At 72.3% G+C, this 19,965-nt stretch carries 16 protein-coding genes; 10 read left to right on the plus strand and 6 right to left on the minus strand.

Annotated features, from left to right (window positions below; translation table 11 throughout):
* Window positions 1-189 precede the first annotated feature (189 nt).
* The 3 genes from efeB to efeU form a co-directional block, all read right to left on the minus strand.
* Window positions 190-1,680 (minus strand): iron uptake transporter deferrochelatase/peroxidase subunit, encoded by a 1,491-nt coding sequence (gene efeB, locus ACXET9_RS14910; RefSeq protein WP_457887475.1) that lies wholly within the window; start codon window positions 1,678-1,680, stop codon window positions 190-192.
* The gene (efeO, locus tag ACXET9_RS14915; RefSeq protein WP_457887476.1) at window positions 1,680-3,056 is read right to left on the minus strand and encodes an iron uptake system protein EfeO; all 1,377 of its coding nucleotides are present in this window, start codon (window positions 3,054-3,056) and stop codon (window positions 1,680-1,682) included. Before efeO ends, efeB begins: the two co-directional genes overlap by 1 nt.
* A 104-nt stretch (window positions 3,057-3,160) precedes the next feature.
* Window positions 3,161-4,033 (minus strand): iron uptake transporter permease EfeU, encoded by an 873-nt coding sequence (gene efeU / locus ACXET9_RS14920; RefSeq protein WP_457887477.1) that lies wholly within the window; start codon window positions 4,031-4,033, stop codon window positions 3,161-3,163.
* 327 nt (window positions 4,034-4,360) lie between these two features.
* Between efeU and ACXET9_RS14925 the strand changes: the two genes are divergently transcribed.
* Together ACXET9_RS14925 and ACXET9_RS14930 are read left to right on the plus strand one after the other, a co-directional pair.
* Window positions 4,361-5,200 carry a phosphatase PAP2 family protein gene (locus ACXET9_RS14925; protein WP_457887478.1) on the plus strand — a complete coding sequence of 280 codons (840 nt, stop codon included), beginning with the start codon at window positions 4,361-4,363 and terminating at the stop codon, window positions 5,198-5,200.
* Entirely contained in the window at window positions 5,197-5,877 is a 681-nt protein-coding gene (locus ACXET9_RS14930; RefSeq protein WP_457887479.1) for a DedA family protein, read from the plus strand. Before ACXET9_RS14925 ends, ACXET9_RS14930 begins: the two co-directional genes overlap by 4 nt.
* Before the next feature lie 84 nt (window positions 5,878-5,961).
* Here ACXET9_RS14930 and ACXET9_RS14935 read toward each other — a convergent pair whose 3' ends face one another.
* The gene (locus ACXET9_RS14935; protein ID WP_457887480.1) at window positions 5,962-6,723 is read right to left on the minus strand and encodes an ABC transporter permease; all 762 of its coding nucleotides are present in this window, start codon (window positions 6,721-6,723) and stop codon (window positions 5,962-5,964) included.
* 205 nt (window positions 6,724-6,928) lie between these two features.
* Here ACXET9_RS14935 and ACXET9_RS14940 point away from each other — a divergent pair, with 205 nt between their 5' ends.
* The 4 genes from ACXET9_RS14940 (at window position 6,929) to ACXET9_RS14955 (ending at window position 11,194) form a co-directional block, all read left to right on the plus strand.
* Window positions 6,929-7,969, plus strand: coding sequence for a siderophore ABC transporter substrate-binding protein (locus ACXET9_RS14940; protein ID WP_457887481.1), 1,041 nt, complete (start codon window positions 6,929-6,931; stop codon window positions 7,967-7,969).
* A gap of 141 nt (window positions 7,970-8,110) precedes the next feature.
* Window positions 8,111-9,157, plus strand: a complete 1,047-nt coding sequence (locus ACXET9_RS14945) for an ABC transporter permease (protein ID WP_457887482.1) — start codon at window positions 8,111-8,113, stop codon at window positions 9,155-9,157.
* A complete protein-coding gene (locus tag ACXET9_RS14950) occupies window positions 9,150-10,433 on the plus strand; it encodes an iron chelate uptake ABC transporter family permease subunit (protein WP_457887483.1) in 1,284 nt (427 codons plus the stop codon). Before ACXET9_RS14945 ends, ACXET9_RS14950 begins: the two co-directional genes overlap by 8 nt.
* Window positions 10,430-11,194, plus strand: a complete 765-nt coding sequence (locus ACXET9_RS14955; RefSeq protein WP_457887484.1) for an iron ABC transporter ATP-binding protein — start codon at window positions 10,430-10,432, stop codon at window positions 11,192-11,194. Before ACXET9_RS14950 ends, ACXET9_RS14955 begins: the two co-directional genes overlap by 4 nt.
* A gap of 38 nt (window positions 11,195-11,232) precedes the next feature.
* Here ACXET9_RS14955 and ACXET9_RS14960 read toward each other — a convergent pair whose 3' ends face one another.
* Both ACXET9_RS14960 and ACXET9_RS14965 read right to left on the minus strand, forming a co-directional pair.
* Window positions 11,233-12,132, minus strand: coding sequence for an aldo/keto reductase (locus ACXET9_RS14960; protein ID WP_457887485.1), 900 nt, complete (start codon window positions 12,130-12,132; stop codon window positions 11,233-11,235).
* A gap of 242 nt (window positions 12,133-12,374) precedes the next feature.
* On the minus strand, window positions 12,375-13,208 hold the full coding sequence (locus tag ACXET9_RS14965) for an aldo/keto reductase (RefSeq protein WP_457887486.1): 834 nt from the start codon (window positions 13,206-13,208) through the stop codon (window positions 12,375-12,377).
* A gap of 329 nt (window positions 13,209-13,537) precedes the next feature.
* Here ACXET9_RS14965 and ACXET9_RS14970 point away from each other — a divergent pair, with 329 nt between their 5' ends.
* The 4 genes from ACXET9_RS14970 (at window position 13,538) to ACXET9_RS14985 (ending at window position 19,952) form a co-directional block, all read left to right on the plus strand.
* A complete protein-coding gene (locus ACXET9_RS14970) occupies window positions 13,538-15,220 on the plus strand; it encodes an LssY C-terminal domain-containing protein (RefSeq protein ID WP_457887487.1) in 1,683 nt (560 codons plus the stop codon).
* A 58-nt stretch (window positions 15,221-15,278) separates the two neighbouring features.
* The gene (locus ACXET9_RS14975; RefSeq protein ID WP_457887488.1) at window positions 15,279-16,778 is read left to right on the plus strand and encodes an APC family permease; all 1,500 of its coding nucleotides are present in this window, start codon (window positions 15,279-15,281) and stop codon (window positions 16,776-16,778) included.
* 36 nt (window positions 16,779-16,814) lie between these two features.
* Window positions 16,815-17,228: a universal stress protein gene (locus ACXET9_RS14980; protein WP_457887489.1), complete on the plus strand. Its 414-nt coding sequence runs from the start codon at window positions 16,815-16,817 to the stop codon at window positions 17,226-17,228.
* A gap of 237 nt (window positions 17,229-17,465) precedes the next feature.
* Window positions 17,466-19,952 (plus strand): PhoX family protein, encoded by a 2,487-nt coding sequence (locus ACXET9_RS14985; protein WP_457887490.1) that lies wholly within the window; start codon window positions 17,466-17,468, stop codon window positions 19,950-19,952.
* The last annotated feature ends 13 nt before the right edge of the window (window positions 19,953-19,965 follow it).

A 19,965-nucleotide genomic window follows, 5' to 3' on the forward strand; every position in this document is an offset into this window, starting at 1 on the left:
CCGGAGGACCCGTACTGTCCGGAGGGAGCCGGGGATCCGACGCCCTCGCCGCCGCGGAAGTCGGGCAGCGACGGCGGCTGCCCGGGGCCGTGCGCTCCGCTCATCCTCGTGGTCCCTCCCGCTCGTGGTCCGGCGTCCCGAGGACGCTTCGGCCGACGGCTCGGCTCAGACTATCGGGAGCATCGCGGTTCAGCCGTCGGTGCCGAAGAGGCGCTGGCCGAACATGGTGTCGCCGTCGGCGATGCCGGGGAGGATCGCGAACAGGCCCGAGCCCACGTGCTGGATGTACTCGACGAGGGCGTCCGAGCGGCTCATCGTCGACAGGATCGGGTAGAAGCCGGTCGTGGGGTCGCGGACGAAGGCGGCGAAGAACAGTCCGCCGTCGATGCGGCCGAGGGAGTCGTTGCCGTCGGTGTAGTTGTAGCCGCGGCGGAGCATGCGGGCGCCGCCGTTGTTCTCGGGGGAGACCAGGCGGATGTGCGCGTCGACGGGGATCAGGGGCTCCCCGGAGGCCTCGGCCTCGTAGTCGGGGGCGGTGAACTCGGCGGACGCCTCGGCGGCGCCCTCGACGGACAGCGGCGCCCCGAACTGCTTGTCGCGGCCGAAGACGTCCTCCTGCTCGCGCAGCTGCAGACGGTCCCAGACCTCGAGCTGCATGCGGATCTTCCGCAGCGCGAGATAGGAGCCGCCGGAGAGCCAGTCCCCGCCGTCGTCCTCCGGGGCGATCCACAGGTGCTCGGCGAGGGCGTCGGCGCCGTCCTCGGCCTTCATGTTGTTGGTGCCGTCCTTGAAGCCGAAGAGGTTGCGCGGGGTCTCCTGCGCGGTGGACGTCGAGGAGGTGCGGCCGTAGCCGATCTGGCTCCAGCGCAGGGCGGCGGTCCCGAAGGCCAGGCGCGTGAGGTTGCGGATCGCGTGCATCGCGACCTGGGCGTCGTCGGCGCAGGCCTGGACGACGATGTCGCCGTCGGACTGGCCTGAGCGCAGCGCCTCGTTGCCGAAGGTCGGCATGCCGGCGTCGAGCACGGCGGTGCTGCGGGAGGCGAGGCCGAAGCGGTCGTTGCCGTCGGCGTCGCGGAAGAGGCTCCCGCCGACGCCGACGGTGATCGTCAGCGAGCTCGGCGGGTAGCCCCAGACCTCGCCGGTGTCCCGCGGGACCTGGTACGGGTTCGCGGACGGGGTGCCGCCGACGAGCTCGCCCGCGCACATCTGCTCCGCCGCCACGAGCCAGTCGCCCATGAGCTGCCGGACCGCGTCGAGGTTCTCCGCGGTGACGTCGAAGGCGGCCGTGAACATGCAGTCCTGGGCGGGCGTGACGATCCCGGCCTGGTGCTCGCCGCGCAGCGGGTGCGCGGTCGCGAGCGGGTCGACGGTCCCGTCGGCGCCGGTCGTCGCGGTGCCGACGCCGAGGATGCTCGCCCCGGCGGAGGCGCGGCCCCCGCCGAAGCCGAGCGCCGCCCCGCCGAGGAGGGCGCCGCCGGCCGCGCCGAGCAGCCCGCGGCGGCCGACGTCCCGGCGCGGGGCGTCGGCGGTGCTGGCGTCCGCCGCGGTCGTGTCTGCGGTGCTCGTGTCTGCGGTGCTCGTGTCCGCGGTGCTCGTGTCTGCGGTGCTCGTGCCCGCGGTGCTCGACTCCGCCGCGCCGACGTCGGCCGCGCCCGCGGTGCTCTCCTCGGGGGTGCTCATCAGTGCAGGATCGTCCCGGCGACCTGCGAGAGGCTCTCGGCGAGGCCGTTGACGGCGTCGGAGATCGCGCGCTGCTCGTCGGTGTAGTCGTCGGTCGAGGGCGCCTCGCCGGCGTCCTCCTGCACGGCCGCGATGGTGGAGTAGTCCACGAAGCGGGGCTCGCCGTCGGGGGTGGTGCCGTCGACGTGCTGGTCGAGCACGGCCTGGACGGCGTCGAAGCGCTCGGTGATGGTCGCGTCGAGGTCCGCGTCCTGGGCCTTCACGAGGTCCTGGACGTTGCCGTAGGCGACCTGCGCGCCGTCGAGGTTGGCCTGGAAGTCGTCGAGGTCGGTGTGGGAGAAGGTGTCCTCCTCGCCGACGATCTTGCCGGTCGCGACCTCCTCCATGAGGCCCTGGGCGCCCTGGACCACGTCCTCGAGGGTGATCGAGAAGGCGGCCCCGCCGAGGCCGGTCTCGGTCCCGTAGACGAGGTCGTAGAGGACCTGGATGTTCGCGGTGAGGTCGTCGGCGGCGGCCTGGCGGGCGGCGTCGTCGGCGAAGTCGAAGGGCGAGCCGTCCTCGGTGAAGAGGTCGGCTTCGATGCGATGCCATCCGGTCCAGCCGGCGAGGACGGACGGGTCGGTGACGGCGACGCCGGCGTCGGCCGCGAGGTCCTGGACGCGGGCGTCCATCGCGACGTCGAGGTCGCCGGCCTCCTCGATGCCGAAGGCCTCGGCGGTGGGCTCGATGCGCTCGTAGAAGCGGCGGGCCTGCGGGAACAGGGCCTGCGCGAGCTCGGTGTCGCCGCTGGTGTAGGCGTCGGTGAAGAGCTGCGCGTTGGCGACCAGCTGGCCGACCTGGTCCTTGATGTAGGCGGTGTAGTTCGTGACCGCGGCCTCCTCGAGGGCGGCGGTGTCCTCGTCGACCTCGACCTCCTCGCCGGCGGTGACGGTGAAGGCGGCGAGGCCGACGAGCGCGCCGACCATGTTCGGCTTGCTCGCGGTGAAGTACGTGCCCTCGCGCAGCGCCGTGGTGAGGGAGACCGTGGTGCCGGGGCCGATGTTCTCCTTCTCGGAGAGGATCCGCAGCTTGTCCTCGGCGAGGATCTCGAACTCGTTGGGGACGGTGCCGGAGTTGGTGATCGAGAAGGTGACCTGGCCGGAGGGGACGGTCGCCGCGGAGAGCTCGCAGGCGTCGTCGGTGATGGTCACCGTGATCGTCCCGGCGCCCGCGCCGCCGCCGTCGGAGGCCGACGAGGCGGAGGTGTCGACGTTGTCGGCGCAGGCGGCGAGGCCGAGGCCCATGAGCGCGATCGGCGCGGCGCCCAGCAGGGAGCGGCGCGAGGGGCGCGAGGAGCGGACGGGCCGACGGGCGGAGGAAGCGGCAGTGAGGGTCAACGGGTCTCCTGGGAGCGTGGGGCGGCGGGGTGGGGACTGCAGGCGCACGAGAAGCGCCCTGAGGGGATGAGCGGAAGGGCGAGCGGGAGGGCGGCGGACTGCGGTCAGGCGCCGGCCCGGACGGGCGGGGCGGGGGCGGGGCGGCCCGGACGGGGCGCGCGGGTGCGGCGGACTAACAGGGCGCCGACGGGGACGATGTACGCGAACCAGGCCACGACCTGCAGCACCGTCGGGTTCACGTTCACCTGGAACATGGCGTTGAGCAGCACGTACAGCCAGTAGATCGGCGAGCTCGTCGCCGGCAGCAGGCCGGAGAGGTCCCAGGCGCGGTGCGTGATGCCGGGCAGCACGCCCGCCTCCTGGAAGTCGCCGATGCCGTAGGCGGTGATGCCCGCGGCGACGAGGATCAGGAACGCCCCGGTCCAGGTGAAGAAGACACCGAGGTTCAGCCGCAGGGCGCCCCGGTAGATCAGCACCCCGAGCACGATCGCGACGGCGAAGCCCGTCACGATGCCCGCGGTCGTCACGTACACGCTGGACTCGATCGACGACTTCACGGTCGCCCAGAGGATCAGCGCGGTCTCGACGCCCTCGCGGCCGACGGCCATGGCGGCGATCAGGACGACGCCCCAGCCGGTGCCGCTCTCGAGCGCCTTCTCGAGGTCGCTCTCCAGGCGATGCTTCATCGACCTCGCGTTCTTCGACATCCAGAAGATCATCCCGGTGGTCAGCGCGACCGCGATGAGGCTCAGCGTGCCGCCGAGGATCTCCTGCGCCTGGAAGGTGAGGGTCTTCGGGCCCCAGGTGAGGATCGCGCCGACGACGAGCGGGACCAGCGCGGCGAGCACCACGCCCGCCCAGAGCTTCGGCAGCACGTCGCGACGGCCGGACTTGACGAGGTACGCCACCAGGATCCCGACGACGAGCGAGGCCTCGAGGCCCTCTCGCAGCGAGATCAGCAGGTTGGGCAGGAACATGGCGACGGACTCCGGGGTCGACGGTGCCCCGGGCCGAGGCGGCGTCGGTCGTCCGAGGACGACGGCGGAGTCCGGTCCGGGCGACCGTCATGGTCGCCCGCAGGGCTTGACGCGGAAAAAGGTAAGCCTGCCCTTGCGCTGCTGTCCAACAGCGTCCATGCGGAATAGGTCACGGGATCGTTGCGAACCCGCCGGGCGGGGGCGGGGCCGTGCCGGGCCGCGTCCTGCGCGCCGCCGGGTGCCGACCTGGGGAGCATCTGCGCAGGTTCCGTGCACGTACGCCGGATCGGTGCGCGATCGGGCCGGGCGTGGTCGAAGCTGGTCCCCGTGACCTCCCCTGCCCCCGGCGCCTCCCGCTCGTACGCCGGACGAGAGACCGTCGTCCGCCTCGCCGCGCTGCTCGCGGTGCTGGTCGCGGCGATGCTCGTCGGTCTGCTCGTCGCGCCGCTGCCGGCGGTCCGTGCGGCCGACGACGCGCTCGTCCGGGCCGCGAACGACGCCCTCGGCCCGTTCACGACGCTGCTCGCGGTGGGGATCGCCGAGGTCTTCAGCGGCCCCCTCGCCCTCGGTCTCGCCGCCCTGGCGGCCGTCGGCTGCGGACTCCTGCGGCGCAGCCGACGCGCGGGCGTGCGCACGGCGCTCCTGATCGCCGTGCCCTGGGGCTGCTCGGAGCTGCTCAAGCTCGCGGTCCAGCGGCTCCGGCCCGATCTCGCCGATCTCGCGCACCCGCTGCTCGTGCAGCCGGCCTCCTTCAGCTTCCCCAGCGGGCACACCGCTTTCGCGGCGGCCCTCTGCTGCGGCATCATGCTCTCGCTGACCGGCCCGACGCCGACCCCGCCGACGCCGACCGCGCCGGCCCCGCGGACGCCGACCGCGCCGTCGGCGTTCCTGCCGCGCTCCGCGGTCGCGATCGGAGCGGCCGCGAGCGTCCTGGTGGTCGTGGCGACCGCCTGGTCCCGGGTGGCGCTGGGGATGCATCACCCCACCGACGTGCTCGTCGCCGCCGTGCTCGTCCCCGTGCTCGCCCTGATCCTGGCCCGGCTCACGGCGCCGCTCGTCGCCCCGCCCACCGCGTCGCCCACCGCACTGCCCACCGCCCCGCGTGCCGCTCCGCCCGCTCACCCCGCCGGTCCTGTCCCGGCCCGCCCGAGGAGGACCCTCCCGTGATCGAACTGCTCCACCTGCTCATGGACCCCGCCGGACTGCTCGAGCGCTTCGGCTCGGCGTTCTGGTGGGTCGCGCACCTGATCGTGCTGATCGAGTGCGGCCTGTTCTTCCCGATCCTGCCGGGGGACTCGCTGCTGTTCGCCGTCGGGATGTTCACCCGCTCCGGGGCGATCACGACGCCGCTGTGGATCTCGCTGATCACGCTCACCCTCGCGGCCTTCGCCGGCAACGTGATCGGCTACGAGATCGGCCGTGCCGCCGGCGCCAAGCTCTACGAGCGCGACGGGCGCATCCTCAAGCGCGCCTACTTCGACCGCACCATCGAGTTCTTCGACCGCTACGGCCGACGCGCCCTGGTCATCGGCCGGTTCGTCCCGATCGTGCGGACCTTCGTGACGGTCGTCGCCGGCGTCGGACGGATGCCCCGGAAGGTGTTCCTGCTGTGGTCGGCCGTCGGCGCGGTCGGCTGGGCGGCGCTGTTCGTGCTGCTCGGCTTCGCCCTCGGCGGCGTGCAGCTCATCGCCGACAACCTCGAGGTCGCCGTGCTGCTGCTGGTGGCGATCTCGGTGCTGCCGATGGTGATCGCGGCGCTGCGCAAGAAGGTGCTCACCTCCCGCTCCCGTGGTGTCGTCGCGGCCGAGGAGCCGGCGCCGGCCCGCGAGCCCGTCGGCCGCTGATCGCGCGAGCCCGTCGGCCGCCGACGATGCGAGCCCGTCGGCGGCCGACGGAGCGTGCCCGTCGGCCGCTGACGACGCGAGCCGTCAGCGCGCCCGGCTCTCGCCGCGTCGGACCGTCGGCCCCAGACCGAAGGCGACGATCGCGGCGGTGATCGCGCCGGAGGCCATGATCGCGGCGAGCACGACGACCTGGAAGCGGCCCGCCTCCAGCGGCGAGATCCCGCCGAAGATCGCGCCGACGAACGCGCCCGGCAGCGTCACCAGCCCGGTCGTGCGGGTCTGGTCGGTGCTCGGGATGAGCGCCTCCGCGAGGGCGTGCCGCGAGATCTCCTCGGTCGCCCGGCGCGGGGTCGCGCCGAGGCCGAGCCAGCCCTCGATCTCGTCCCAGCGCTCGTCGGCCGCCTGCATCAGCCGGCGCCCCGCGAGGGTCGCGCAGGCCATCGTGTTGCCGATGACGATGCCGCCGATCGCGAGCGCGTAGCGGGGGCTCAGCGCGATCGCCCCGGTGGCGAACACGATGGTCAGGCTCGCGCCGACGCCCGCGGCCATGGCCGCGGCCACGAGCGCGAGGGTCTGCCGGGTCCAGCGCAGGCGGCGCGCGCTGGTCACGACGGCGACGGCGAACATGACCGCGAGCGCGAGGCCCACCCACCAGGGGTTCGTGATCACCCCGGTGAGGACGACGCTGATCGCGGCGAGCTGCAGCATCCCGCGCAGGATCGCGAGAGCCGGCGCCCAGCGGCGCGGCGCGCGGGTCGCCGTGAGGACGATCGCGGTGAGGGCGACGAGCAGGCCCACCCCGAGCAGCGTGCGCAGGAGGACGGCGGCGGTGATCACAGGGAGCATTCTCGCGCGGGTCCCGCCGCCCGCGGGCGTGCCAGAGAGTCGCGCGGACCTCAAGGGCCGAGGCGCGATCGTGCTGCGAGAACTCTCACGCCACCGAGCGTTCATTTCCGCTACATCGGGTTAGCGAAAAAGCTCAGGCGAGGCTAGCCTCAATATCGTCTCCGCCGTGGAGCATTCCCCGACCCCCGAACAGAGGCCGTTCCCCATGACCGCGTTCCCCCGGACCTCCGCCCTGATCTCCCGCCGCTCGCTCGGCGCCCTCTCCGCCTTCGGCGCCGCCGGCGTCCTGCTGACCGCCTGCGGCTCCGAGGAGAGCTCGACCGCCTCCGGCTCGAGCGCCGCGAGCGACGCGGGCTCCGACGCCGCCGCCGGCACCGTCGAGGTCGAGGACAACAACGGCGTCCAGACCGTCGCCGTCCCGCCGGCCTCGGTCGTCGCGACCGACAACCGCACCTTCGAGACCCTCGCGGACTGGGGCATCACCCTCACCGCCGCCGCGCGCGCCCTCATGCCGTCGACGAACCCGCTGAAGGACGACGAGTCGATCATCGACCTCGGCAACCACCGCGAGCCCGACCTCGAGGCCGTCGTCGCCGCCGAGCCCACGCTCATCATCAACGGCCAGCGCTTCTCCCAGTACCACGACGACTTCGCGGCCCTCGCGCCCGACGCCGTCGTCCTCGAGCTCGACCCGCGCGACGACGAGCCCTTCGCCGACGAGCTCAAGCGCCAGATCACGACCCTCGGCACGATCTTCTCCAAGGAGACCGAGGCCACGGAGCTCAACGACGCCTTCGACGCCTCCATCGAGCGCGTCACCGCCGCCTACAACGGCTCCGACACCGTCATGGCCGTGAACGTCTCCGGCGGCGAGATCGGCTTCATCGCCCCCGGCCAGGGCCGCGCCCTCGGCTGGACCTTCGACGCCTTCGGCTTCGTGCCGGCGCTCGAGGTCGAGGGCTCCTCCGACGACCACCAGGGCGACGACATCTCCGTCGAGGCGATCGCGGACTCCAACCCCACCTGGATCCTCGTCATGGACCGCGACGCGGCCGTGAGCGCCGACGACCCGGCCTACCAGCCGGCCGCCGAGATCCTCGAGGCCTCGGAGGCGCTCGCCGGCGTCACCGCCGTCGCCGAGGGCAATATCGTGTACATGCCCGCGGACACGTACACCAACGAGTCCGTCCAGACGTACACCGAGTACTTCGACTCCCTCGCCGACGCCCTCGAGGCCAAGGCCTGAGGAGCGCCCTCACGGTGAGGGCCGTGCGGCGGACGGGATCGGCAGGCTCCCGTCCGTCGCGCGGCCCTTCCGCCGTCCTCGGCTCCACCGCCCCCGCGCGGCGCCCCCGCTCCGCACGACCCCTCCTGCCCGGTGACCCCGATGACCTCCACCCCTCCCGCTGAGCCGGCCGCGTCGGCCGCTCCGGCCGCACCGACTGCGCCGGTCGCGACCGCGGCTCCCGTGCGCCGTCGCGGCCGCGAGAAGCTCGTCGACCTCAAGCTGCTCGTCGGCGTCCTCGTCGTCGTGGCGCTGCTGGCCGCCTCGCTGCTGACCGGCGTCTACGACATCTTCGGGGCCGACGACGGCGCCCAGATGTTCGCGATCACCCGTGTGCCGCGCACCATCGCGCTCGTGCTCGCCGGCGCCGCCATGGCCATGTCCGGCCTGATCATGCAGCTGCTGACGCAGAACCGCTTCGTCGAGCCCTCCACCACCGGCACCACCGAATGGGCAGGCCTCGGCCTGATCGCGGTGATGATCCTGGTGCCGACGGCCTCGCTGATGACCCGCATGGTCGTCGCGATCGTCTTCTCCTTCATCGGCACGATGGTGTTCTTCGCCTTCCTGCGCCGCGTCACCCTGCGCAGCTCCCTGATCGTCCCGATCATCGGCATCATGCTCGGCGCCGTCGTCAGCTCCGTGTCGACCTTCGTGGCGCTCCAGTTCGACGCGCTGCAGAACCTCGGCGTGTGGTTCGCCGGCTCCTTCACCTCGGTGCTGCGGGGGCAGTACGAGGTGCTGTGGATCGTCCTGCTCGTCGGCGTCGCCGTCTTCCTCGTCGCCGACCGCCTCACCGTCGCCGGGCTCGGCGAGGACATCGCCACCAACGTCGGCGTGAACTATCAGCGGATGGTCCTGCTCGGCACGGGCCTCGTCGCGGTCGCGACCGGCATCGTCACCGTCGTCGTCGGCAACCTGCCGTTCCTCGGGCTCATCGTCCCCAACGTCGTCTCGATGGTCCGCGGCGACGACCTCCGCTCGAACCTCCCGTGGGTGTGCCTGCTCGGCATCGCGATCGTCACCGTCTGCGACCTCGTCGGACGCACGATCATCATGCCCTTCGAGGTGCCGGTGTCCCTCATCCTCGGGATCCTCGGTGCCGTCGTCTTCATCCTCCTCCTGCTGAGGCAGCGCCGTCATGGCTGACCCGACCATCACCACCGACCCCATCGCCGCCATCACCACCGCCCCCGGCCCTGCCGCCCCGGCCGACGAGACCCTGGCCGCCCCGGCCGACGAGGCCCCGGCCCGCCGGACCACACCGCCGCTGCCCGAGGCGCTCGCCGCGCAGGCCGCCGCCCTCGGCGCGACCCCGTCGGCCGCCCTCGCCGCAGCGGGCGACCCGTCGGCCGCACCGGACCCGTCGGCCGCGCCGGACCCGACGGCCGCGCAGGCGGCGCCCGCTGCGACCGCGGCCCCGCGAGCCCTCTCGGGTCCCTTCGCCGACGCGCGCGCCCGCCGCCGCTACTGGATCCTGCTGATCGCCCTCGCGATCGCCGCCGCCGGCCTCGCCTTCGGGCTGCTCGCCGTCGACAACCCCATGCCGACGGGCTCGCGCGGCTTCTGGCTCATCGCCGAGCTGCGCCTGACCTCGCTCGTGGTGATGGCGCTCGTCGCGTTCTGCCAGGTCATGGCCACGATCTCGTTCCAGACGGTCACCAGCAACCGCATCATCACCCCGTCGATCATGGGCTTCGAGTCGCTCTACACGGCGATCCAGACCGCCGCCGTCTACCTCCTCGGCGTCGCCGGGGTCGTCGCCCTCCAGGGCACCGGGCAGTTCCTGCTGCAGGTCGCGGCGATGGTCGGGCTCTCCCTCGCGCTCTACGGATGGCTGCTGCGCGGCCGCTACGCGAACCTGCAGATCATGCTGCTCGTCGGCATCATCATCGGCGGCGGCCTCGGCTCCGTCTCCGCGTTCATGCAGCGCCTGCTCACGCCCAGCGAGTTCGACGTGCTCACCGCCCGGCTGTTCGGCTCGGTCTCCAACGCCGACCCCGCCTACCTGCCCTACGCGATCCCGCTGGCGTTCGCCGCCGGCGCCGGGCTGTGGCTGAACGCGCGCCGCCTCGACGTGATCGCCCTGGGGCGGGACGTGTCGGTGAACGTCGGCGTCGACCACCGCCGCCACACCATCATCACGCTGATCCTGGTGTCGGTGCTGATGGCGGTGTCCACCGCGATGGTCGGCCCCATGACCTTCTTCGGCTTCCTCGCCGCGACGCTGACCTACCAGCTCGCCGGCACCAACGACCATCGGCGCCTGATGCCGATCGGCTTCCTCGTCGCCTTCGTCGTCCTCGCCGGCGCGTACTACGTCATGAAGCACGTGTTCTACGCGCAGGGCGTCGTGTCCATCATCATCGAGCTCGTCGGCGGGACCGTCTTCCTCGTCGTCATCATGCGGAAGGGTCGCCTGTGATCACCATCGACGGCGTGCGCAAGCAGTACACCTCGAGCGACGGGACCGTCGAGATCGGGCCCCTGCACCTCGAGATCCCCGCCGGGGGCGTCACAGCGCTCGTCGGCCCCAACGGCGCCGGCAAGTCCACGCTGCTGACGATGGTCGGGCGCCTCCTCGGCATCGACGAGGGCGCGATCGAGGTCGCCGGCCTCGACGTCTCCACGACCGCCTCGAAGGACCTCGCGCGGATCATCTCGGTGCTCCGCCAGGAGAACCACTTCATCACCCGGCTGACCGTGCGCCAGCTCGTCGGCTTCGGGCGCTTCCCCTACTCGCAGGGCCGGCTCACCGCCCGCGACGAGGAGAAGATCTCCGAGGCCATCGACTTCCTGCACCTGAAGGAGCTCGAGGGCCGCTATCTCGACCAGCTCTCGGGCGGGCAGCGCCAGCGCGCCTATGTCGCCATGGTGCTCGCGCAGGACACCGAGTACGTGCTCCTCGACGAGCCCCTGAACAACCTCGACATGCAGCACAGCGTCCACATGATGCGCCGCCTGCGGGACGCCGCCCGGGTGCTCGGCCGCACGATCGTCGTGGTCCTCCACGACATCAACTTCGCGGCCCGCTACGCCGACCGCATCATCGCCATGAAGGACGGCGGCGTCGTCGAGCACGGCCCCGTCGCCGAAATCATGGACGGCGAGATCCTCTCGCGCGTGTTCAACACCCCGGTGCAGGTCATCGACGGGCCCGACGGGCCGCTCGCCGTCTACTACTGAGCGGCCCGCCGGCGGTCCGTCGGGCGCCTCGAGCCGGCTCAGGCGGTCTTCGTCGCCGGGTCGGCGCCGCCGCGGCCGTCGGGCCGGTCCAGCGCGCGGATCGCAGCGATGTCGGCGTCGGAGAGCTCGAGCTGCGCGGCCTCGAGGTTCTCGACGATCCGGGAGGGCGTGACCGACTTCGGCAGCGTCACGATGCCCTCGGCGAGATGCCAGGCGAGGACGACCTGCGCGGGGCTCGCCCCGTGCTCCCGGGCGATCCGCACCAGGGTCTCGTCCTCCAGCAGGCCCTGCTTGCCCTGCCCCAGCGGACCCCAGGCCTCTGTGGCGATCCCGTGCTCGGCGTGCAGGGAGCGCAGGTCGTGCTGCTGGAAGTAGGGGTGCAGCTCGATCTGGTGGAGCGCGGGGACGACGCCGGTGGCCCCGATGATCTCCTCGAGCTGCGGGCGCGGGTGGTTCGAGACGCCGATGGAGCGGACCCGACCGGACTGCTGCAGCTCGATCAGCGCCTTCCACGCCTCGACGTACTTGCCCTGCGAGGGCACCGCCCAGTGCACGAGGTACAGGTCGATGTACTCGGTGCCGAGCTCCTCGAGGGAGGTGTCGAAGGCGGCGAGGGCGCGGTCGCGGTCATGGTCCGCGTTGTAGAGCTTCGTGGTCACGAAGATCTCCTCGCGCGGGATCCCGGACTCCGCGATCGCCCGGCCGACGCCCGCCTCGTTCCCGTAGGCCATCGCGGTGTCGATGTGGCGGTAGCCGGCGCGGAGGGCCTGACCGGTGACGTCGGCGGCGATGTCGGGATCGACCTTGAAGACCCCGTAGCCGAGCTGCGGGATCCCGTGGCCGTCGGACAGGCGGACGGTGGGGACGGACGAGCCGGACGCGCCGGTCGAGCCGGTGGAGCCGGACGGGGTGGCGGGCACGGGAGCGGGGGTGGTCATGGCGGAGCCTTCCTCGACGGGGCGGAGGGACGGGCGCCGGTGCCGGCATCGGTGCCGGGTGTCGCAGCTGCGACCAGCGCCGACGACGGCGCGGCCGGCGCGCCGCCACCAGCCTAGCCGGGGCGATGCGCCGACGGCCGTCGGGCGCGGAGCGCCGGCCGACCGCTGTCGGGCGACCGTCGGCCGCGGGGCGACCGGCGGCCGCCGCCGGGCGCCGTGCGGGCGCCCGACGGCGGGACCTGTCAGAAGTCGCAGGTCGCCGGGTCGGCGCCGATGCGGCCGTCGGCGCGGTCGAGCGCGTCGATCCGCGCGATCTCGTCCTCGGTGAGCACGAGCTCGGTGGAGGCGAGGTTCGCGGCGATGCGCTCGGGGGTGACGGACTTGGGGATCACGACGAAGCCCTTCGCCAGGTGCCAGGCGATGACGACCTGCGCGGGGGCGGCGTCGTGCGCCGCGGCGATCTCGACGATCGCCGGGTCGGCGAGGAGCTCGCCGCCCTGGCCGAGCGGCGACCAGGACTGGTGCTGGATCCCGTGGCGGGCCTCGACCTCGCGCAGCTCGCGCTGCTGGAAGTAGGGGTGGGTCTCGACCTGGTGGATCACGGGGACCACGCCGGTGGCCTCGATGATCTCCTCGAGCTGCTCGGCGGGGAAGTTCGAGACGCCGATCGACGTCGCCTTCCCCTGCTTCTGGATCTCGACGAGAGCCTTCCACGCCTCGACGTAACGGCCCTGGATCGGCTTCGCCCAGTGCACGAGGTACAGGTCGACATGGTCGAGGCCGAGCTTCTCGAGGGACTCGTCGACGGCGGCGAGGGCGTCGTCGTGCGCATGCGCGTCGTTCCACAGCTTGGTGGTCACGAAGAGCTCCTCGCGCGGCACTCCGGCCGCACGGATCGCCCGGCCGACGCCCTCCTCGTTGCCGTAGACGGCGGCGGTGTCGATGTGCCGGTAGCCGGCCCGGATCGCCTGCTCGACGACATCGGCCGCGACATCGTCCGCGACCTGCCACACGCCGTAGCCGACCTGCGGGATGCTGCGGCCGTCGTGGAAGCGGACCTCGGGGGTGCTGGTCATGCGGTGCTTCTCCTTGATGGGAGGGGTGTCCCTCCCTCGCGTGCTGGTCCTCCCCTGCGGTGCGGGGCCCGTCCGGCGGTCGGCCGACGGTCCGCACGGCCGACGCACGGCCGACCGGGAGCCGATCGCCGGGGTCGGCGGATCGGGCGTCCCACCGTAGGCCGGGCCGCGGTGCGGGTGGGGCGCCGTTCGCGCTGGGCGGAGCGTCGGCCCGTCGGCCTCCCGCCCCCGGGCCTGCCTGCCCGCCCGTCGCCCGGGCACCGTGTCGGCCCTCAGGGGTTCCCGCCTACGATGGGGCCCATGACGGCGCATTCCCCGGAGAGCGGGCGGTGACCCCGGCGCGCTCCGCGCGTCCGGTCCCGCTGCGTCGTCCCGTCCCGGAGGAGCCGCCGGTCTACGACCATCGCCGCGGCCACTCCGTGCGCGGCCCGCGCTTCGAGCTGTACGCCCTGCTGGACACGCTGTTCATCGTCGCCGGCGTCGTCATCTCGATCTGGCTCGCGCTGCTGTACCTCGTCGAGGGCTTCTCGCTGACGCCCGTGCGGCTGCTCTACCTCGTCGGCTTCTGGATCCTGCTGACCTACATCACGCTCCCGCGCCTGCATCAGCTGATGACGTGGATCTACCTGCCCGACTACTTCCTCGGCCGCACCCGCACCGCCGAGGGCATGCTCTCGGACCCCATCAACCTCGCTCTCGACGGCGACGAGGTCGACCTGCATGTGGCGATGCGGCGAGCCGGCTGGGTGCTCGCCGAGGAGCGCACCGTCGGCTCCGCCCTCGACATGGTCACCGCGACGCTGCTGCGCCGCTCGTATCCCGCGGCGCCCGTCTCCGACCTGTACCTGCAGGGGCGGCGCCACGACTTCACCTATCAGCAGGAGGTCGGCGGGACCACCGCCAAGCGCCATCACGTGCGCTTCTGGCGCATGCCCCGCGACTTCGTGCTGCCCGGCGGGTACCGGGCCGACTGGCTCGCCGCCGGCACCTACGACCGCGCCGTCGGGTTCTCCTTCTTCACCCTCCAGGTCACCCACCGGATCGACGAGAACACCGACGTCGAGCGCGACTACCTCATCGACACCGTCCGCTACGCGGATCCGGAGGTCGAGGTCGAGGTCATCGAGGACTTCTCCACCTCCTACCAGTCCCGCAACGGCCAGGGCGACCGCTTCTCCACCGACGGCAGCCTCCCCGTCGTGGACGTCTCCGGCTGCGCCGCCCGGTCCGACGGATCGAGCGCCGTCATGCTCCCGCGCCACCGGCCCACGGGCACGACGCGCCTGCGTCCCCGCGCCCACGCCGCGACGCAGGCCGCGATCGCCGCGGCCCGCGCCCGCACGATCGACCTGATGCGCACGCCGCTCCCCGTCGGCGACGCGCACGGCGCGGGGGAGCGGCCGACGGGTGAGCGGCCGGCGGGTCAGCCGCCGGAGGGCGAGGACACCCTCGCGGCGCAGTGGCAGGGCGCCGTCGAGGACTTCCACGAGGCCGTCGCGAGCGCCGCCGACCATCACCTCCCGCCGCCGACGGTGCTGTTCACGGGCCTGCTGGTGATCCTCCAGGTCGTGCTCGTGATCGTGCAGTGGATCGGCCGCGCCGCCGGGCTGGACCTGCAGGCCCTCGCCGACGACGCGAACCTGCTGTTCCCCGCCGTCGGCTCCCTCTGGTACGCGACCGTCTTCGCGCTCCTGCTGGTGATCCTGCAGACCGGCGTGCTCCGCAGGCGGCGCTGGTCGCGGATCGCGCTGATGACGCTGTTCCTCGCCGACGCCGTCGCCCGGCTCGCCTTCGCGACCGCGATCACGGGCGATGCGACCCATTCGCTGCTGGTCTCCGCGGGCGCCTCCGCCCTCGGCGTCATGGCGATCTCCTCCGACGCCTCGCGGCTGTGGGTGCAGACCCTGCGCATGTCCCGCCATGAGGCGGCCGACGGGCCCGGCCCCGATCTGATCCAGCTCGAGCGCGCCGCGACGAGAGGGCACGAGGACACCCGCCCCGACATGGTGTGACGGCGGTCACGGTGCGGTAGAGTGCCGCGCACCTGACCCCGAGCTGGGAGGACTCCTCATGAGCGCACCGAGCGAGAACGGGCCCGGCTCCGGCGGTTCCGGCGCGGGCGGAGCCGGCGCGGGCGGCGCGGCCGGCATCGACGCCGGAGGCGGCGTCGGCGAGCACGGCGAGAGCGAGCTGCGCAAGGCCATCACCCCGAAGCTGCTGCTGCTCTTCATCGTCGGCGACATCCTCGGCACCGGCGTCTACGCGCTGACCGGCAAGGTCGCCTCCCAGGTGGGCGGCGCCGGCTGGGTGCCGATCATCCTGGCCTTCGCGGTCGCGATGGTCACGGCGCTGTCGTATCTGGAGATGGTCACCAAGTATCCGCGGGCGGGCGGCGCCGGCCACTACATCCACAAGGCCTTCGGCCTGCACTTCCTGACCTTCATGGTCACCTTCGCGGTGCTCTCCTCGGGCATCACCTCGGCCGCCACCTCCTCGGTGTTCCTCGCCGAGAACGTGCTGGTCGCCTTCGGGCTCACGGACCGGATGGGGGAGGGCTCGGCGGCCACCCTCGCCACCGCCATCGCGATCGGCTTCGTGCTGCTCGTCGGCGCCGTGAACCTCTACGGGGTCAGCGAGTCCGTGAAGGCGAACGTGGTCCTCACCCTCATCGAGCTGACCGGTCTCGCGCTCGTCATCTTCGTCGGCTTCTTCGCCATCGCGAAGGGGCAGGCGGACTTCTCGCGCGTGATCCTCTTCGAGACGCCCGAGGACAAGGGCCTGCTGATGGCGATCGTCGGCGCGACCGCCCTCGCGTTCTTCTCCATGGTCGGCTTCGAGGATTCGGTGAACATGGCCGAGGAGGTCGTCGACCCCGTCAAGAACTTCCCGCGCGCGCTCATCACGGGACTCTCGATCACCGGCGTCGTCTACATCCTGGTCTCGCTCACCGCCGTCGCGATCGTGCCGATCGGCGAGCTGACCACCGCGACGACCCCGCTGCTGTCCGTCGTCGAGCACGGCGCCCCGGGCCTCCCGATCGGCGATATCTTCCCGTTCATCTCGATCTTCGCCGTCGCGAACACCGTGCTGATCAACATGATGATGGCCTCCCGGCTCCTCTACGGCATGTCCCGCCAGGGCGTCCTGCCGGGCTTCCTGAAGTACGTGCTCCCGGGCCGGCAGACGCCCTGGGCGGGCATCGCCTTCTCGTCCGCCCTGGCCGTCGGCCTCATCCTCGTGGTGCGCCTCGTCCTCGACGCGGAGACCATCAGCGCCCTCGGCGGCACCACCGCGCTGCTCCTGCTGGCCGTCTTCGGCCTCGTCAACATCGCCGTCGTGGTGCTCCGCAAGGACCACGTCGACGCCGACCACTACGTCACCCCCACGGTCCTGCCGTTCCTCGGCGCCGCCACCACGCTCTTCCTGGTGGGCCCGTGGGCGCAGGACACCCGCAACTACGTCATCGCCGGCGCGCTCCTCGGCATCGGCCTGATCCTGTTCATCGCCAGCTACCTCTACAACGGCGCCATCCGCGCCCGCCGCACCCGCTTCCGCGACTACGACGACTGACCCTCGACGACCGACCCTCGACGACACAGGAGAGCCATGCCCACCATCCTGCTGGCCTATGTCCCCAGCGCGACCAGCGAGGCCGCGCTCGAGTTCGCCGTCGAGGAGGCACGACGCCGCGGCGCCACCCTTCTCGTGCTCGCCTCCGAGGCCGGCCCCGACCCGCGCAAGGCGCGCGGCGTCGCCGACGCCCGCCCCCTCGCCGTGCGCCTCAAGGACACGGAGGTGCCCTTCGAGCTGCGCACCGTCCCGCGCCGCGACGACCCCGCCGACGACATCCTCGACGCGATCGACGCCGAGGACGTCGACCTCGTCGTGCTCGGGATCCGCAAGCGCACGCCCATCGGGAAGATCCTGCTGGGCTCGACCTCGCAGCGGGTCGTCATGGAGTCGGCCGCGCCCGTCGTGCTCGTGAAGCCGAAGAGCTTCGTGCCGCCGCGGAGGCCGTGAGGGGGCGCTGACCCGGGCGTCGTCGGCCGATTCCGGTGCCCGGCGACTTCGCAGGAGCGGCTCGTCGGCCCCTCCCGGCGCCCCGCCGATCCGCCCGGTTCCACCGGAGTGTTCACCTGCAGGTCGATTCGCGGTGCGCCCGCTCCTGCCTTGCCGGACACCTTCCTGACAGAGGGTCAGCACGTCGTCCCGGCGAGAGCGGGGACGAGTCCGCCCTCGACCCGAAGGAACCTCCTCATGGCTCTGATCGATCTCCCTCTGCTGATGAAGGGGCACGTCGCCGGTAAGCGTTCGGCCGTGACCTGTGCTCTCAAGTGCAACAACGCCTGCACCATGGAGACCTGCAACTCCAGCTCCAACGGCTACTTCCGCGACATCGCCTCGGCCGTGCTGAGCCGTCGCACCGCGCTCGGCGGCGCCGCCGCCGGTGCCATCGCGATCGCCGTCGCCGGCACCTCGGGCGCGACGCCCGCGCAGGCCGCCCCGGGCCTGGGCGTGGTCCCCGCCGCTCCGGCCGCCCCCAACGGCAGCGCCCTCGAGTTCGATGCGATCGACCCCGTGAACTGGGAGGTCGACGAGTTCACCGTGGCCGAGGGCTTCGAGTGGCACCCGGTTATCAAGTGGGGCGACAAGCTGTGGTCCGACGCCCCCGACTTCGAGTGGAACGCCCAGAGCGGCGAGGCCCAGAAGCAGCAGTTCGGCTACAACAACGACTACACGGAGATCCAGGAGATCCCCGGCTCCGACGGCCTCCGTGCGGTCATGTTCGTGAACCACGAGTACACGAACGAGAACATCATGCTCCCGGCCGGCACGTCGGCCGAGGAGGTCGTCGCGATCGGCATGGCCGCGCACGGCCTGACCGTCGTCGAGCTCGAGCGCAAGGACCGCGAGTCGGCCTACGACTACGTCGTCGACGCGCCCCTGAACCGCCGCTTCCTCGACGACACCGAGTACGCCTTCACCGGCCCCGCCGCGGGCTCGGAGCTGCTGCGCACCGTCGACTTCGCCGACGGCCTCACCACGCACGGCACCTACGGCAACTGCGCCGGCGGCCTCACCCCGTGGGGCACGCTGCTCAGCGGCGAGGAGAACTTCAACGGGTACTTCCGCACCTCCGGCACGACCGAGGAGGACGCCCGCTACGGCATGTCCGACGAGGCGACCGCGCGCGGCTGGGAGAACGTCGAGCCCCGCTTCGACACCCGCAACGAGGGCCAGGAGAACTCGGCCCACCACTTCGGCTGGATCGTCGAGGTGGATCCGTGGGATCCGACGTCGACCCCCCGCAAGCACACCTCGCTGGGCCGCTTCAAGCACGAGGGCGCGAACGTCATCATCGCCGAGGACGGCCGCGCGGTCGCCTACTCGGGCGACGACGAGCGCTTCGACTACCTCTACAAGTTCGTCTCCCGCGACACCTACATCGAGGGCGATCGCGCGCACAACATGACGCTGCTGGAGAACGGCGACCTCTACGTCGCGAAGTTCACCGGCAACTCGCCGGCCACCGAGATCGACGGCTCCGGCGCGGTCCCCTCCGACGGCGCCTTCGACGGCTCCGGCGAGTGGCTGCCCCTGGTCCTGGACGGCGAGTCCCAGGTCGACGGCATGTCCGTCGAGGAGGTCCTCGTGCTGACCCGTCTCGCGGCCGACACCGTCGGCCCGACGAAGATGGACCGCTGCGAGGACGTCGAGCCCTCGCTGCACTCGCGCAAGGTGTACGTGGCCTGCACGAACAACTCCAACCGCGGCACCGAGGGCAAGGCGGCCGCCGATGAGGCGAACCCCCGCACCGAGAACCGCGACGGCCACATCGTCGAGATCGACGAGCAGGGCGACCAGACCTCGACGACCTTCGCCTGGAACCTGCTGATGGTCTGCGGCGACCCGGCGCAGAACTCCTCGACCTACTTCTCCGGCTTCCCGCTGGACCAGGTCTCCCCGATCTCCTGCCCCGACAACCTGGCCTTCGACTCGGTCGGCAACCTGTGGATCTCGACCGACGGCGCCCCCAGCGGCATCGGCTACAACGACGGCCTGTTCCGCGTCACCCTCGACGGGGAGAACCGCGGCCGCACCGAGCAGTTCCTCTCCGTCCCGCGCGACGGCGAGACCTGCGGCCCGATCGTCCGCGACGTCGACCGCACCGCCTTCGTCTCCGTGCAGCACCCGGGCGAGGACGGCTCCTTCGACGAGCAGGTCTCCTTCTTCCCCGAGTTCGACGGCACCGGCCCCAAGCCGACCGTCGTGCAGATCCTCCCGATCGCCTCGGACGAGCCCACCGAGGAGCCGACGGAGGAGCCCACCGAGGAGCCCACCGAGGAGCCCACGGTCGACCCGACCGAGGAGCCCACCGTGGATCCGACCGAGGAGCCCACGGAGGAGCCCACCACCGCGGCGCCGACCACCTCCGCCCCCGCGGCGAGCGACGGCGGCTCGTCCACCGGCGGTTCGTCCACCGGCGGCTCGACGTCGGGCGGTTCGACCTCCGACGGTTCGACCTCCGGGGGCTCCACCTCGGGCGGTTCGTCGAACCCCGTCGGCAACCTCGCCAAGACCGGCTTCGGCGCGGCCCTGCCGATCGCGGCCGGCCTCGGCCTCGTCGGCGCGGGCGGTGCGGCGATGGCCGCTCGTCGTCGGGCCGCGGGCGCCGCTGAGGCTCCCGTCGCGGGCGACGTCGACATCGATGCCGAGGGCACCGAGGGCGACGACGACGCCTGATCAGCGCTGAGCG

This window comes from Brachybacterium netajii (SeqCode) (genome assembly GCF_054114245.1).